The sequence below is a fragment of the Variovorax sp. H27-G14 genome (assembly GCF_046156345.1).
GTDB lineage: Bacteria > Pseudomonadota > Gammaproteobacteria > Burkholderiales > Burkholderiaceae_C > Variovorax.
The window spans coordinates 521,095-536,020 of the sequence record NZ_JAYLVN010000003.1 but is presented as its reverse complement, the minus strand read 5'-3'; the positions used below and the strand labels follow the sequence as shown (position 1 = coordinate 536,020).

Genomic DNA, 14,926 nt, shown 5'->3' with positions numbered 1-14,926 from the left:
CGGGTGGCCATCATGGCAATTCACGGCCACCGCGCGAATTCAGCGCACCCTGCGCGAGCGCACCAGCAGCGTGACCAGCATCAGCGACAACACCGCAAACGCAATGAACGACCAGTTCGCCAGGCTCAGGCCGAACAGCGTCCAGTCGATCTTGGAGCAGTCGCCGCCGCCGCGAAAGATCATGGGCAGCGCGCGCTTCAGCGGAAAAGTCTCGATCATTCCGTACAGGTCGCGCCCGCAGGACACCACCTCCGGCGGATACCACTGCAGCCAGCTCTGCGAGGCCGCCGTGTAGGCACCGCCCACAGCCGACACCAGCGCCAGCACGCCGCCGGTCAGTTGCAGGCCCCGCTGGCGGAACACGCCGGCCAGCCCGGTGAACAGCGCCACCAGCACCAGCGCATACCGCTGCACGATGCACATGGGACACGGCTCCAAGCCGACCACGTGCTGCAGGTAGAGCCCGAAGGCCAGCATGAGAACGCAGGCCAGGCAGATGAGCCCATACGCGCGGCGCGGCGCGCCGAAGTACCAATCGATCAAGGAGACACCCAATCTTCTTCTACGAACACCCTGGCCTTGCGCGGGTTGGCAACGACGGTGTCGCCTTCCTTCAAGCCAAGTTCACGGAACTGTTGCGCAGGGAGTTGCGCTTCGATGATGGTTCCGGAGCCCGGATTATCTGGATTCGTTTCGGTGGGCTCAAGTTCCAGCCGCGCGATGGGTCCGACCACGATGGCACGCGACAGCGTGGCAACGATGCCCGCGGCCCCCGCCACATAGCGTGTCACCTCGATGTCATGCGGGCGCACATAGGCACGCGCCTTGGCGTCGCGCGCACCGCTGTGCTCGGGCGAGTCCAGCCGCATGCCGTCGAGCTGCACCGCGCCGTTGTCGGCCCGGCCGTGGAACAGGTTCACGTCGCCCAGAAAGCCGTAGACGAACGGGCTCGCGGGCTGGTCCCACACCTCTTGTGGCGAGCCGACCTGTTCGATCTGCCCCTTGTTGATGACCACCACGCGGTCGGCCACTTCGAGCGCCTCTTCCTGGTCGTGCGTGACAAAGATGGAGGTGACGTGCAGCTCGTCGTGCAGCCGGCGCAGCCAGCGGCGCAGTTCCTTGCGCACCTTGGCGTCGAGCGCGCCAAAGGGTTCGTCCAGCAGCAGCACCTTGGGCTCCACGGCCAGCGCGCGGGCCAGCGCAATGCGCTGGCGTTGCCCGCCCGAAAGCTGCGACGGGTAGCGGTCGGCCAGCCAGTCGAGCTGCACCAGCTTGAGCAGCTCGGTCACCTTGGCCTTGATCTGCGTGTCGCTCGGGCGCTCCTTGCGCGGCTTCACGCGCAGGCCGAAGGCCACGTTCTCGAACACGGTCATGTGGCGAAACAGCGCGTAGTGCTGAAACACAAAGCCCACCTGGCGCTCGCGCACATGCACGTCGGTGGTGTCTTCGCCCGAGAACAAAATGCTGCCGGTGTCGGCGGTTTCCAGCCCCGCGATGATGCGCAGCAGCGTGGTCTTGCCGCAGCCCGAAGGGCCGAGCAGCGCGACGAGCTCGCCCGACTGCACGTCGAGGTTCACGTTGCGCAGCGCGCGGAAGTCGCCGAACTGCTTGCTGATGTTGCGGATTTCGATGCTCATGGATCTCTGCCTGTGTCTTCGTCTGATTACTCCCTCGCCCCTTGGGGAGAGGGCCGGGGCGAGGGTTCTGGCCTCACCCGAAACTGCGTCAAGCCGCCGACGTTTCTGGTGGCCGCTCCGGCGGCAGCTCGGCAATGGCTTTCATCTCGCGCTCATGCCGCCACTCGATCACCGACTTGATCACCAGCGTGACCAGCGCCAGGATGGCCAGCAGCGAGGCCACGGCAAACGCGGCCACCGACTGGTATTCGTTGTAGAGCACTTCCACATGCAGCGGCATGGTGTTGGTCTGCCCGCGAATGTGGCCCGACACCACCGACACCGCGCCAAACTCGCCCATGGCGCGCGCGTTGCAAAGGATCACGCCGTACAGCAGGCCCCACTTGATGTTGGGCAGCGTCACGCGCCAGAAGGTCTGCCAGCCGGTCGCGCCCAGCACGATGGCGGCCTGCTCTTCGTCGGTGCCCTGGGCCTGCATCAGCGGAATGAGTTCGCGCGCAATGAAGGGGAAGGTGACGAACACGGTGGCCAGCACGATGCCGGGCACGGCGAAGATGATCTTGATGTCGTGCTCCGCGAGCCATGGGCCGATCCAGCCCTGCGCCCCGAACACCAGCACGTAGATGAGGCCGGCCACCACGGGCGACACCGCGAACGGCAGGTCGATCAGCGTGGTGAGAAAGGCCTTGCCCCGAAACTCGAACTTGGCCACGGCCCAGGCCGCGGCCACGCCGAACACGAGGTTCATCGGCACGGTGATGGCGGCGGTGATCAGCGTGAGGCGAATGGCGCTCCAGGCGTCGGGTTCCTTCAGTGCCTCCAGGTACGCGCCCACGCCTTTGCGCAGTGCCTCGGTGGCCACTGCGGCCAGGGGCAGCACGAGGAACAGGAACATGAAAACCAGCGCGATGCCGATCAGCAGCCAGCGCACCCAGGGTGCTTCCGTGGTGCCGGCCTGGGCGCGGCGAATGACTTTGGACGGAGCGCTCATCTCTGGGGCTTTGCCGCGCGTTGTGTCGCGGATTGTTTGTTGTGCAGGGAGCTCGCGTTCGGGGGGCGTGCGAAGGACATCGGGTGGTCCCCTCCGCGAATGTCCCCCGCCTTCGGCTCCTCCTTTATTTCGCTGCGGGGACCACCCGATGCCCTTCGCACCAGCGCACGCCGCAGGTGCTCGCCGATCAAAGACCGCACCGAACAACGCTCACGTCGATGGGGTGCTCTGCGCAGCGAAACAAAGGAGGAGGGGCGGTAGCGCGCAGGCCGGAGGACATTCGCGGAGCAGAGCACCCCGTCGGCGTGAGCGCGCCCCGAATGACGCAAAGCGAGACGAACAAAAGAACAGGCGCTCATCTCAAGCCCCCGCCCGACGACGCTGCCATGCCTGCAACCCGTTGATGACCAGCAACAGCAGGAACGAAATGACCAGCATCACCAGCGCCACAGCCGTGGCCCCCGCATAGTCGTACTGCTCCAGCTTGCCGATGATGATCAGCGGCGTGATCTCCGAAATCATCGGCATGTTGCCGGCAATGAAGATCACCGATCCGTACTCGCCAATGGCCCGTGCAAAAGCCATCGCAAAGCCCGTGAGCAAAGCCGGCGCAATGGCCGGAAAAATTACCCTGGTGAACGTCTGCAGCCGCGTGGCACCCAGCGACGTTGCGGCCTCTTCAAGCTCTTTTTCGGTGTCTTCCAGCACTGGCTGCACGGTGCGCACCACGAAAGGCAACCCGATGAAGATCAGCGCAATCACGATGCCCGCCGGCGTGAACGCCAGCTTGATGCCGTGCGGCTCCAGCAACTGCCCGATCCAGCCGTTGCCCGCGAGCAGCGCCGTCAGCGAAATACCGGCAACAGCCGTCGGCAGCGCGAACGGCAGGTCGACCAGCGCGTCCACGATGCGCTTGCCCGGAAACTTGTAGCGCACCAGCACCCAGGCCACCAGCAGGCCGAACACCGCGTTCACCAGCGCCGCAATGAGCGAGGCGCCAAAGGTCAGCCGGTAGGAGGCCATCACGCGCGGCGCGGTCACTGCCACCCAGAACTGGTCCCATGTCAGCGTGAAGGTTCTGAAGACCAGCGCCGACAACGGAATCAGCACGATCAGGCTGAGGTAAAGAATGGAGAAGCCGAGCGTGATGTGAAAACCCGGCAGCACGCGCTTGGCGCCACCTGCCCGGTTGGCACGCGAAAAAGGCGCTCCCGCGGACGGGAGCGCCGAAGAAACAGCGCCGCTCATTTACTTGCCGCCGGGGGTGTACAGCTTGTCGAACTGGCCGCCGTCGTTGAAGTGCACCTTTTGCGCTTCGCCCAGGCTGCCGAACAGTTCCTGCACCGTGAAGAGCTGCAGCGGCTTGAAGGTGGCGGCGTACTTCTTCAGCACGGCCTGCGAACGCGGACGCAACGCATGCTTGGCGGCAATTTCCTGCGCTTCGTCGGAGTACAGCCAGTCCAGATAAGCCTTGGCCAGCTCGCCGGTGCCCTTCTTGTTGACGGTGCGTTCCACCACGGCCACCGGGTTCTCGGCCACGATGCTGATCGACGGGTACACCGAGTCGACCTTGCCGGTGCCGAATTCACGGTCGATGGACACCACTTCCGACTCGAAGGTGATCAGCGCATCGCCGATGTTGCGTTGCAGGAAGGCGGTGGTTGCGTCGCGCCCGCCGCGTGCCAGCACGGGCACGTTCTTGAAGAGCTTGCCGACGAACTCGGCAGCCTGGGCGTCGGTGCCGCCCTTCTTCTTGATGTAGCCCCAGGCGGCCAGGTAGGCGTAGCGGCCGTTGCCGCCGGTCTTGGGGTTGACGATCACCACCTGCACGCCGGGCTTGATCAGGTCGTCCCAGTCCTTGATGCCCTTGGGGTTGCCGTTGCGCACCAGGAACAGCATGGTCGAGGTGGTGGGCGATGCGTTGTCGGGGAATTTCTTGGGCCAGTCCTTGGCGACCACGCCGGTGCTGGCCAGAAAGTCGATGTCGGTCGAGGTGTTCATCGTGACCACGTCGGCGTCCAGGCCGTCGGCCACCGAGCGCGCCTGGGCGCTGGAGCCGCCGTGCGACTGGTCGATCTTCACGTCCTTGCCCGTGGCCTTCTTGTAGTGCGCCACGAAGGCCGCGTTGTAGTCCTTGTAGAACTCGCGGGCCACGTCGTAGGAGGCGTTCAGCAGCGTCGTGCCCTGGGCAAAGGCGGCGTTGCCGGCAAGTGCGGAGGACGCCAGCGCGAGCACGGCGACGAAGGTCTTGATTCTGGAAGTCATGTGATTGCCAAGGTTTCTGAAAATTCACGGCCCGCCGACCAGGCGGCGGGCTCGTCGGTCAGCGATTGCAGCAGGGCCAGGCCAAGCGGCCAGTCTCCATGCCCGGAATCGATGTTGATGTGGCCCGCATTCTGCATGCGCACGAACTCGCTGCCCCAGGCGCGCGAATAGGCACCCGCCAGCCGAATGGGGCAATAGGGGTCGTTGCTGCTGGCCACCACGATGCTGCGGTACGGCAGCGCGGCGTAAGGCACGGGCGCGAAGTCGGACAGCACCGCGCGGCGCTCCGGGTCGGCCGGCGCCACCAGCAAGGCGCCCTGAATGCGCGCGGCCGCGGCGGGCGGCAGATGCGCCGTGGCAATGCAGCCCAGGCTGTGCGCGGCAATCACCACCGGGCCTTCGCTCTCCATCACCAGCTTGGCCAGCGCGGGCACCCAGGCGTCGCGCCGGGGCGAGGCCCAGTCGTCCTGCACCACACGCGCCGCGCCCGGAATGCGCGACTCCCACAGGCTCTGCCAATGGCCGGGCCCCGAGTCGCGCCAGCCGGGCACGATGATGATGCGGGTCTGCATGACGGCGCCGCCCTGCCCTTACTTGTTGGGCTGCGGCGTGATGCGCAGATAAGGCTTGATGGCCTTGAAGCCCTTGGGAAAGCGCTCGGCCAGCTCGGCCGGGTCCTGGATGCTCGGCACGATGACCACGTCGTCGCCGTCCTTCCAGTTCACGGGCGTGGCCACCTTGTGGCTGTCGGTGAGCTGCAGCGAGTCGATCACGCGAATGATCTCGTCGAAGTTGCGGCCAGTCGATGCCGGGTACGTGATGGTCGTGCGGATCACCTTCTTCGGGTCGATGATGAACACGCTGCGAACGGTGGCCGTGGCCGAGGCGTTCGGGTGAATCAGGTCGTACAGGTCGGCCACCTTGCGGTCGGCGTCCGCAATGATGGGGAAGTTGACCGTGGTGTTCTGCGTTTCGTTGATGTCCGCGATCCATTCCTTGTGCTTGGTGGCCGGGTCCACGCTCAGCGCAATGGGCTTCACGCCGCGCTTGGCAAACTCGCCCGACAGCGCCGCGGTCTTGCCCAGCTCGGTGGTGCAAACAGGCGTGAAGTCGGCGGGATGCGAGAAGAACACGACCCACGAGTCACCGGCCCATTGATAGAAGTCGAGGGGGCCTTCGCTGGAATCCTGAGTGAAATTGGGGGCGGTGTCGCCGAGACGCAAAGTTGCCATGGTCGCTCCTGAATGGATGGGAGCCTCGGATTGTGCGAACCATCGCTTCAATGCCAAACGAATATCTGCTTGTTTGGTTATGACGTTTTTTGCATAAGGGACCCTCTCAGGCCGGTAAAGCGGCCAGCTTCAGCGCCATGTCGATGAACACCCGCAGCTTCAATTGCGACTGCGAACGTTCCGGAAAGTACAGGTACAGGCCCGAATCGACCGGAATCCAGGGCTGCAGAAAGGCCTCCAGCTGCCCTTGCGCCAATGGCTGGCGCGCCTCGCGCTCGGAAACGAAGGCCAGGCCCAGCCCCTGAACGGCGCAGTGGACCAGCATCTGCCGGTCGTTCAGCACCAGCCCGCTTTTGGTTTCCACCAGAAAGTCGCGCTTGCCGCGCCTGAAGCGCCAGCGGTGCAGCGCGCCGGAGCCGGCAAAGCGGTAGTGCAGGGCCTCGTGGCGCACCAGGTCTTCCGGCGCTCTGGGCCGATCTCGGCCTTTGAAATAGTCGGGTGCGCCCACCACGCACCAGGCAATTTCGGGCGTGAGCCGCACGGCCACCATGTCTTTTTCGACCGCCTCGCCCAGCCGAATGCCTGCGTCGAAACCCGCATCGACCAGGTCGACGATGGCCTCGTCGAGCGAAATTTCCAGCGTGACCTCCGGATAGGCGCGGCGAAACGCCGGCACCAGCGCTCCGAGGATCGGCTCGACCGCGCCGTGCGGCGCGGTGATTCGCAGCGTGCCCATGGGCCGGTCCCGAAAGCCGCCGAGCGCGGCAAAGGCATCTGCAATGTCGCTCACCGCGGGCCGCAGCCGCAGAAAGACGGCCTGGCCGGCCTCGGTCAGCGCCACGCGCCGGGTCGTGCGCTGGAACAGCATCACGCCCTGGCGGGCTTCCAGCGCGCGCACCGCCTTGCTCACCGCCGTGGGCGTGACGCCCAGGCTCAGCGCGGCGCCGGTGAAGCTGCGGTGTTCGGCCACGGCCAGAAAGACGGCGACACCGTCGAGAGGGTCGATGATCATGGGGCGGATTGTCAACCCAGGGTGCAAGACAGGTGCACCACGACGGTATTTATGTTCTCAATGCGGCGTCCTACGATGACTTTTGTTCATTCGAAAGGAACCCGATGACAACGAAAAACTGGCTCATCACAGGCACCTCCAGCGGCATTGGCCGTGCGCTGACCGAGACCTTGCTGGCACGCGGCGACAGCGTGACCGCCACCGTGCGCCAGGCCGACGCGCTGCGCGAACTCCAGGCGATCTACAGCCAAGGTGAACGCCCTCGCCTGCGCGTGGCCGTGCTGGACGTGACCGACACCGCCGCCGTGCGCCGCACCGTCGACGCGGCCTTTGCCGTCATGGGCCGCATCGACGTGGTCGTCAGCAACGCCGGCTACGGCCTGTTCGGCGCGGCCGAGGAAGTGAGCGACGCGCAGATTCGCCACCAGCTCGACACCAACCTTGTCGGCGCCATTCAGGTGATTCGCGCCGCCCTGCCCCACCTGCGCGCCCAGGGCGGCGGGCGCGTGCTGCAGGTGTCGTCCGAAGGCGGGCAACTGGCGTACCCGAACTTCAGCCTGTACCACGCGAGCAAGTGGGGCATCGAAGGCTTTGTGGAGTCGGTCGCGCAGGAAGTGGCGCCCTTCGGCATCTCTTTCACGCTGGTGGAGCCCGGCCCCACGAAGACGAACTTTGGCGGCGGGCTGGTCAGCCCCGCGCCCATGCCGGTCTATGAAGACACGCCGGCCGGCGCCATTCGCCGTGCGCTGGCCAGCGGCGCCTTTCCCGTGACGGGCGACGCGGCCAAGATGGCCCGCGCCATGGCCGACTCGGTGGACCAGCACCCCGCCCCCCGGCGGCTCGCGCTCGGCAGCGGCACGTATGCGTCGATCGGCAATGCGCTGCGCGAGCGGCTCGCGGTGCTGGAAGCGCACAAGGCGACGACCTTCGCCACCGACGTCGACGAATAAAGGGCAACGTGCAGCGGCTAGAACATCCGCATTTCGTCGTTCTTCAGGTGCTCCACCAAAAAGTCGATCAGCCGCCGCACCGCCGGCACCAGCGCGCGCCGGGCCGGGAACACCATGTGCGCAATCACCGGGGAAGGCCCCCAGCCCGGCAGCACGCGCACCAGCCGGCCGGCCTCCACGTCGGCCCGGCACATGTAGTCGGGCAGCAGGGTCGCGCCCACGCCGCCCAGGGTGCCGAACTGCAGCGTGGCCAGGTCGTCCGCCACGTAGCGCGGCGAGTGCGTGTGCACGTGAGTCTCGCCGTGCGGCCCTTCCAGCCGCCAGTCGGCGCGGCCGTCGCCGTTGACCGACATCGAGGCCGTTGGCAGCTTGGCCAGGTCGGCGGGCGAATCGATCGGCCCGCAGCGCGCCAGCAGCTCCGGGCTGGCCACCAGCACGCCGCGGCTGCTGCCGAAGGTCTTGGCGACCAGCAGCGCGCTGTCTTCGATGACCGGGCGCACGCGCAGTGCGATGTCGATGCCCTCCTCGATCAGGTCGACCGGCCGGTTGAGCAGCCGCATGTCGATGCGCACCGCCGGGTAGCGCGCCATGAACACCGGCATCAGCTGCGCCAGGCCGCTGTGCGAGATGGTCACCGGGCAACTGATGCGCACCAGCCCGCTGGGCTCCGTCTGCACCTGCGCCACCGCCTCGGCCGCCGCCTGCGCGGCGTCGCGCATGGCGGAGGCATGGCGCAAATAGATTTCGCCGGCCGGTGTGAGCGACAGGCGCCGGGTGCTGCGCTGCATCAACTGCACGCCCAGGCGCTCTTCCAGATCGGCCACGCGGCGCGACAGCCGCGACTTGGGAATGCCCAGCGCCCGGCTGGCCGCCGCGAAGCCGCCGCGCTCCGCCACTTCGGCAAAGAAAACCATGTCGTTGAGGTCTTGCATGGCGTCATTGTCCTGCAAACAGAACGATGAGTGCGATTTTTGGCTACTTATCAGCCACTCGATCCAAAAATAGAATTCTCACATCCGCCGGCCAATTGAGCGCCGACTGCCAACACAGAAAGTGATTGATTGATATGAAGCTGCTCCACATCGACTCCAGCATCCTGGGCACCAACTCGACCTCGCGCCTGCTCTCGGCCGAAGCCGTGACCGCCTGGCGTGCCGCCCACCCTGACACCGACGTCGAGTACCTCGACCTGGCGGTGGACACCCCTTCGCACTTCAGCGCCGACGCGCTGGGCATCAAGACCGGCGTGCAAGCGCAGCCGACCGAAGCGCAGTTGCGTGAAAACGCGCTGTCCGAGAAGCTGGTGAGCCAGTTCCTGGCCGCGGACGTGATCGTGATTGGCACGCCGTTCTACAACTTCTCGATTCCCACGCAGCTGAAGGCCTGGATCGACCGCCTGGCGCAAATCGGCCGCACCTTCAAGTACACCGAAAAGGGCCCTGTCGGTCTGGCCGGTGGCAAGACGGTGATCGTGGCATCGACCCGCGGTGGCGCTTATTCGACGAGCGAAGGCGGTCAGGCGATGGAACATCAGGAGAGCTACCTGAAGGTGATCTTCGGTTTCTTCGGCATCACCGATGTGCGTTTTGTGCGCGCTGAAGGTCTGGCAATGGGCGACGAAGCCAAGGCCAAGGCGCTGGCGGCGGCCCGTTCCGACATTCTGGTGGCGACGGGTGAAGCTGCTAACCAGCGCGACGCTGCTATTGCAGCCTGAGTTTTCTGCCCCTCAAAACTTTTCGCGGACTGCTTGAACGGTCTGCGCAGGGTTTGTAAAAAGCCCTCTGGACTTGCGTTCGGAGGGCTTTTTCGTTGGCGTCTATTTTGCGTTCGACGGTGGTCAGTTCAGTTCAGGGCGACGCTCACGCCGACGGGGTGCCTTGCTCCGCGAATGTCCCCCGGCCTGCGGCCTCCTCCTTTATTTCGCTGCGCAAGGCACCCCATCGGCGTGAGCGTTGGACAGAGCCGGAGTTGATCGTGCGCTCACAACGAGCGTGCCCTGGTGCACAGGGCGTCGGGTACTCCCCGCAGCGAAATAAAGGAGGAGCGAAGCGGGGGACATTCGCGGAGGGGAGTACCCGGCGGCCTGTGCACGCGCCCTGAATCCCCGGAGCCCGAACCCCGGACCCCCGAACCCGAAGACTCAGGCCGAGTGCGTCTTGACCCAGGCGACGTATTTGTCCATCCACCCTTGGAGGAATTTTTTCGAGCCTTCGTTGCCGATGTGACCCTTGTCGTCGAACAGGTCGTCCTTCGCCTGCAGAAACACCTCGGGCGCTCCCATGGTGGGCACGTCGAGGTACGCCAGGATGTTGCGCAAATGCTGCTGCGCCAACGCAGTGCCGATTGCGCCCACCGACACGCCCAACACCCCAGCCGGCTTGCCGCCCCACGCGCTCTGACCATACGGACGCGAAGCGTGATCGATCGCGTTCTTCAGTACGCCCGGAATCGAACGGTTGTATTCGGGCGTGACGAACAACAGGCCCTGCGCAGCCGCAATCTCCGTCTTCAAACGCTTCACCGGCGCAGCCTGGTTGCCGTCGTCGTCCTGGTTGTACAGCGGCAGGTCGTCGATGCGCAGCGTCTCGAAAGTGAAGTCCGACGGGGCCAGGTGCGCCAGCGCAAGCGCCAGCTTGTGGTTGTACGAATCCTTGCGCAGGCTGCCGACGATGACGGCAATACGGGTCTGGGCCATGGGTGAAGCTCCTTGAGTGGGAAAGCCAATGGGGGTCGAAATGACGAAGATCATTATGCGAACCGGCCAAGTCCTTTTCTTGAAAGGTTCATGCAGCGCTTTGTAGATTTGTGCGCCAGTTTGCGCATGAGCAAATGACGAAAGCTTCGTGGCGCGGCATGGCGCCCGCTCCTAGAGTCGCGGATTTTTCTCCTTCGCCATGCACACCCCTTCGCTCTCCCGCCGCCAGCTTCTTCGCGCTGGTACCGCCGCTGCGGTCACCGCTGCCGCCACCCCGCTCTTCGCCCAGACCCGCACCAAGACGCTGCGCATCGGCTACCAGAAGTTCAACACGCTCAACATCCTCAAGGGCACCGGCCAGCTGGAGAAGGCGCTTGCGCCGGCAGGGGTGAAGCTCGAGTGGGCGGAGTTTCTTGGTGGCAGCCAGCTGTCGGAGGCACTGGCCACCGGCGCCATCGACTTCGGCCATGCCTCGGACGGCATCGGCATCTTTCAGCAGGCCAGCGGCAAGGGCCTGGTGTACCTGGCGGCCGAAAGCCCCTACCCCGGCGGCGTTGGCTTTCTGGTGCCGCGCGACTCGCCCCTTCGCAGCGTGCGCGACCTGAAGGGCAAGCGGGTCGTCACCGGGCGCGGCTACAACACGCAGTACGTGCTGATCCGCGCGCTGGAGGCCGCCGGCCTGCGCTACGAAGACATCGAGCCGGTGTACATCGTCACCGCGTCGGACACCATCGCGGCCTACCAGTCGGGCAGCGTGGCGGCCATCGGCCTGTGGGACCCGTTCTTGGCCGCCGCGCAGCTCGCGACCGATTCGCGCGTGCTGTTCGACGGCACCGGCCTGAGCGACAACCGCACTTACCACTTTGCGCAGCCCGAGTTCGCGCGCGCCAACGCCGACGTGCTGCGCACCGTGTTCAGCGAACTGCGCAAGGCCAACGAATGGGCGCAGGCGCACCCGGCCGACGTGGTCGCCACGCTGGCGCCGCAGCTCAAGGTCGACCCCAAGGTGCTGGCGCTGGCCACCGAACGGCGGCACTATGGCGTGGTTGCGCTCACGCCCGCCATTGCAAAGGAACAGCAGGGCCTGGCCGACGTGTTCGCGCAGCTCAAGCTCATTCCCAAGCCCATCGAGGTGAAGGACGCCTTCTTCGACCTGAACCTCGTCTGACACCCACTCCCAAGTGACATCCTCCAATCACTTCGACGTCATCGTCGTCGGCCTGGGCGCCCTTGGCGCCGCCACGCTCTACCAGCTCTCGCAACGCGGCGCGCGGGTGCTGGGCATCGACCAGTTCGCGCCGCCGCACGACCTGGGCTCCTCGCACGGCGACTCGCGCATCACGCGGCTGGCCATTGGCGAGGGCAATGAATACGCGCCCTTCGTGCAGCGCTCGCACGCCATCTGGCGCGAGCTGGAGGCGCGCACCGGCAAGCCGCTGATGACCACCACCGGCGGCCTGGTGCTGGGCCCGCGCGACGGCGCCGCGGCGCACCACGGCAAGACCGACTTTGTGCGCGGCACCATCGCCTGCGCCGAGCGCTTCGGCATTGCGCATGAAGTGCTCGACGCCGCCGGCATTCACCAGCGCTTTCCGCAGTTCCGTTTGCAGGGCGACGAAATCGGCTACCACGAGCGCGACGCCGGCTTCGTGCGGCCCGAAGACGCCATTGGCGCGCAGCTGGCCGTGGCCCGCGCCACGGGCGCGCAAACGCGCACCGGCGAGCGTGTGCGTGCGGTCGAGCCGGTGGGCAACGGCGACACCGTGCGCGTGCACACCGACACCGCCAGCTTCACCGCCGACCAGGTGGTGGTGGCGGCCGGCGCGTGGCTGCCCGAGTTTCTGGGGCAGCAGGCGCGCAGCGACTGGCAGGCCCATTTCTCGGTGCACCGCCAGGTGATGCACTGGTTCGACACCGGCAGCGCCGCCGCCGACTTCGCGCCTGAGCGCTTCCCCATCTTCATCTGGCTGTACGGCGACGGCGAAGAAGACTACATGTACGGCTTTCCGTCGTCCGACCCCACACAGCCCGCGCTCAAGGTGGCGACCGAGCAGTACACGCACGCCACCACGCCCGACACGCTGGAGCGCACCGTGAGCCCCGAGGAAAGCGCCGCCATGTACCGCGAGCGCGTGGCCGGGCGCTTTCCGCAGATCGGCGGGCGTGTTCTGAAAGCGCGTGCCTGCATGTACACCGTGACGCCCGACAACCGCTTTGTGATCGACTCGCTCGACGGCCTGCCCAACGTGCTGATCGCCTCTGCCTGCTCGGGCCACGGCTTCAAGCACTCGGCCGGGCTGGGGGACGCCATTGCAGACCATGTGCTGGGCCGCAAAAGCGCGCTCGACCTGTCGCCCTTTGCCCGGCGGCGGCTGCTGGAGAAAGCGCCGGGCTGAAGCAGCGTCGCGCGATCGGGCGCATCATCGCGACCGATCTTTTTTCCGACTCAGGAGCAGCGAAGGCGATGAAAGCGATGAAATTTCTGGTGGTGGGTGCCGGCGCACTCGGTGGTTACTTCGGCGGGCGTCTGCTGGAGGCGGGGCGCGACGTCACCTTTCTGCTGCGCCCGCGCCGCGCGGCACAGCTCGCCAAGACCGGCCTGGTGGTGCAAAGCCCGTTCGGCAACCTGCAGCTGCCCGCCCCCAGGCAAGTGCTGGCCGACGGCATCGACGGGCCGTACGACGTGGTCGTGGTCGGCAGCAAGGCCTACGACCTCGACGCGACCATGGACTCGTTCGCACCCGCCGTCGGGCCCAACACCGTGATCCTGCCGCTGCTCAACGGCATGGGCCACATCGACCGGCTGGCAGAGCGCTTCGGCGCGCAGCGCGTGCTGGGCGGCCTTTGCATGATTTCCGCCACGCTCGACGACGACGGCCGCGTGCTGCACCTGAACGACATGCACGGCCTGAGCTACGGCGAACGCGCCGGCGGCCGATCGGCACGGGTGGACGACATCGCGGCTCAGTTCGCGGGAGCGAAGTTCGACGCCACGGCCAGCGAGAACATCACGCAGGACATGTGGGAAAAGTGGGTCTTCATCGCCTCGGCGGCGGGCCTCACGAGCCTGATGCGCGCGTCCATCGGCGACATCGTGGCAGCAGGCGGGCAGGACGTGGCGCTGTCGATCTTCGACGAGTGCTGCGCCATTGCCACGCACAACGGCTTTGCGCCGCGCCCGGCGGCCGTGCAGCGCGGCCGGGCCATCATGACGGCGGCCGGCTCGCCGATGACCGCGTCGATGTACAAGGACATCGTGCGCGGCGCGGCGGTCGAGGCCGACCACATCGTGGGCGACCTGCTGGGCCGCGCGGCACCTGCCGCATCGACGGTGCCCACGGTGCTACGTACCGCCTACGTGCACCTGAAGGCCTACGAAGCCCAACGCGCCCGCACGGCGGCTTGAACGCCATGCCCGACGCGCTGGCGTTCGTTCACACGGCGCAGGTGCATGTGCCGACTTTCGAGCGGCTGGTGCAAGAGATGGCGCCCGGCCTGCGCGTGCGGCATGTGGTGCACGAAGCACTGCTGGCCGATGCGCGCGTGCTCGGGCTCGACGACGCCGCACTGGTCGCACGCGTGCACCAGGCCATGCACGACGCGGCCTCCAGCGGTGCCCGCGTGGTGGTGTGCACCTGCTCCACCATCGGCGCCATCGCTGAACGCACTGCCACGGGCGACGCCTTCGAGGCCCTGCGCATCGACCGCGCCATGGCCGACCGCGCGGTGCGCACCGGGCCGCGCGTGCTGATCGTGGCGGCGGTGGAAAGCACGCTGGCACCGACCACAGCTCTGATTCTTTCGGCGGCGCAGAACGCGGGCGTGGAGGTGCAGCCGCGCCAGTTGCTGATCGAACAAGCATGGCCCCACTTTCAGCGCGGCGACACCGCGGGCTACATCGAGACCCTGGCCCAAGGCATTCGCGCTAAAGCTAGTGTGGCCGGTGTGGCCAGTGCAACCGGTGCGGCCGATGTCATCGTGCTGGCACAGGCCTCGATGGCGCCCGTTGCAGATGCGCTGACAGACCTGGGCATCGAGGTGCTCAGCAGCCCCGCGCCAGGCGTACGGTTTGCGGTTCGAATGCTCGAGCACTCACATTGAGTATCTATTCACCAATTCATTCATTTTTGCCAATTCTCCAATG

16 protein-coding genes are annotated in these 14,926 nt (G+C 66.3%); 6 read left to right on the top strand and 10 right to left on the bottom strand.

The window, feature by feature from the left end; translation table 11 throughout:
• Positions 1 to 39: 39 nt before the first annotated feature.
• The 8 genes from VLK31_RS11535 to VLK31_RS11500 all read right to left on the bottom strand — a co-directional run bounded on the left by VLK31_RS11535 (position 40) and on the right by VLK31_RS11500 (position 7,137).
• Positions 40 to 543, bottom strand: coding sequence for a disulfide bond formation protein B (locus VLK31_RS11535; RefSeq protein WP_409168526.1), 504 nt, complete (start codon positions 541 to 543; stop codon positions 40 to 42).
• Positions 540 to 1,637 (bottom strand): sulfate/molybdate ABC transporter ATP-binding protein, encoded by a 1,098-nt coding sequence (locus VLK31_RS11530; RefSeq protein WP_409168525.1) that lies wholly within the window; start codon positions 1,635 to 1,637, stop codon positions 540 to 542. Before VLK31_RS11530 ends, VLK31_RS11535 begins: the two co-directional genes overlap by 4 nt.
• Positions 1,638 to 1,725: 88 nt before the next feature.
• On the bottom strand, positions 1,726 to 2,628 hold the full coding sequence (gene cysW / locus VLK31_RS11525; protein WP_409168524.1) for a sulfate ABC transporter permease subunit CysW: 903 nt from the start codon (positions 2,626 to 2,628) through the stop codon (positions 1,726 to 1,728).
• Between the two features lie 360 nt (positions 2,629 to 2,988).
• Positions 2,989 to 3,876 (bottom strand): sulfate ABC transporter permease subunit CysT, encoded by an 888-nt coding sequence (cysT, locus tag VLK31_RS11520; protein ID WP_409168523.1) that lies wholly within the window; start codon positions 3,874 to 3,876, stop codon positions 2,989 to 2,991.
• Positions 3,877 to 4,893 carry a sulfate ABC transporter substrate-binding protein gene (locus VLK31_RS11515; protein ID WP_409168522.1) on the bottom strand — a complete coding sequence of 339 codons (1,017 nt, stop codon included), beginning with the start codon at positions 4,891 to 4,893 and terminating at the stop codon, positions 3,877 to 3,879. It abuts the gene before it with no gap.
• Positions 4,890 to 5,465 carry an RBBP9/YdeN family alpha/beta hydrolase gene (locus VLK31_RS11510; protein WP_409168521.1) on the bottom strand — a complete coding sequence of 192 codons (576 nt, stop codon included), beginning with the start codon at positions 5,463 to 5,465 and terminating at the stop codon, positions 4,890 to 4,892. The genes VLK31_RS11515 and VLK31_RS11510 overlap by 4 nt, the downstream gene beginning before the upstream one ends.
• An 18-nt stretch (positions 5,466 to 5,483) precedes the next feature.
• Positions 5,484 to 6,125, bottom strand: a complete 642-nt coding sequence (locus tag VLK31_RS11505; protein WP_409168520.1) for a peroxiredoxin — start codon at positions 6,123 to 6,125, stop codon at positions 5,484 to 5,486.
• Between the two features lie 106 nt (positions 6,126 to 6,231).
• On the bottom strand, positions 6,232 to 7,137 hold the full coding sequence (locus VLK31_RS11500; RefSeq protein ID WP_409168519.1) for a LysR family transcriptional regulator: 906 nt from the start codon (positions 7,135 to 7,137) through the stop codon (positions 6,232 to 6,234).
• A gap of 104 nt (positions 7,138 to 7,241) precedes the next feature.
• Here VLK31_RS11500 and VLK31_RS11495 point away from each other — a divergent pair, with 104 nt between their 5' ends.
• A complete protein-coding gene (locus VLK31_RS11495) occupies positions 7,242 to 8,087 on the top strand; it encodes an SDR family oxidoreductase (protein ID WP_409168518.1) in 846 nt (281 codons plus the stop codon).
• A 17-nt stretch (positions 8,088 to 8,104) separates the two neighbouring features.
• On the opposite strand, the gene VLK31_RS11490 is transcribed toward VLK31_RS11495, so the two are convergent.
• On the bottom strand, positions 8,105 to 9,019 hold the full coding sequence (locus tag VLK31_RS11490) for a LysR family transcriptional regulator (RefSeq protein WP_409168517.1): 915 nt from the start codon (positions 9,017 to 9,019) through the stop codon (positions 8,105 to 8,107).
• A gap of 134 nt (positions 9,020 to 9,153) precedes the next feature.
• Between VLK31_RS11490 and VLK31_RS11485 the strand changes: the two genes are divergently transcribed.
• A complete protein-coding gene (locus tag VLK31_RS11485) occupies positions 9,154 to 9,801 on the top strand; it encodes an FMN-dependent NADH-azoreductase (protein WP_409168516.1) in 648 nt (215 codons plus the stop codon).
• 426 nt (positions 9,802 to 10,227) lie between these two features.
• Here VLK31_RS11485 and VLK31_RS11480 read toward each other — a convergent pair whose 3' ends face one another.
• Positions 10,228 to 10,782: an NADPH-dependent FMN reductase gene (locus tag VLK31_RS11480; protein ID WP_409168515.1), complete on the bottom strand. Its 555-nt coding sequence runs from the start codon at positions 10,780 to 10,782 to the stop codon at positions 10,228 to 10,230.
• 199 nt (positions 10,783 to 10,981) lie between these two features.
• Here VLK31_RS11480 and VLK31_RS11475 point away from each other — a divergent pair, with 199 nt between their 5' ends.
• From VLK31_RS11475 to VLK31_RS11460, 4 genes are all read left to right on the top strand, one after another.
• Complete coding sequence (locus VLK31_RS11475) at positions 10,982 to 11,950, top strand: aliphatic sulfonate ABC transporter substrate-binding protein (RefSeq protein WP_409168514.1); 969 nt, start codon at positions 10,982 to 10,984, stop codon at positions 11,948 to 11,950.
• Between the two features lie 13 nt (positions 11,951 to 11,963).
• A complete protein-coding gene (gene solA, locus VLK31_RS11470) occupies positions 11,964 to 13,178 on the top strand; it encodes an N-methyl-L-tryptophan oxidase (RefSeq protein WP_409168513.1) in 1,215 nt (404 codons plus the stop codon).
• A 77-nt stretch (positions 13,179 to 13,255) separates the two neighbouring features.
• A complete protein-coding gene (gene panE / locus VLK31_RS11465) occupies positions 13,256 to 14,188 on the top strand; it encodes a 2-dehydropantoate 2-reductase (RefSeq protein WP_409168727.1) in 933 nt (310 codons plus the stop codon).
• Between the two features lie 5 nt (positions 14,189 to 14,193).
• Positions 14,194 to 14,883, top strand: a complete 690-nt coding sequence (locus VLK31_RS11460; protein ID WP_409168726.1) for an Asp/Glu/hydantoin racemase — start codon at positions 14,194 to 14,196, stop codon at positions 14,881 to 14,883.
• The last annotated feature ends 43 nt before the right edge of the window (positions 14,884 to 14,926 follow it).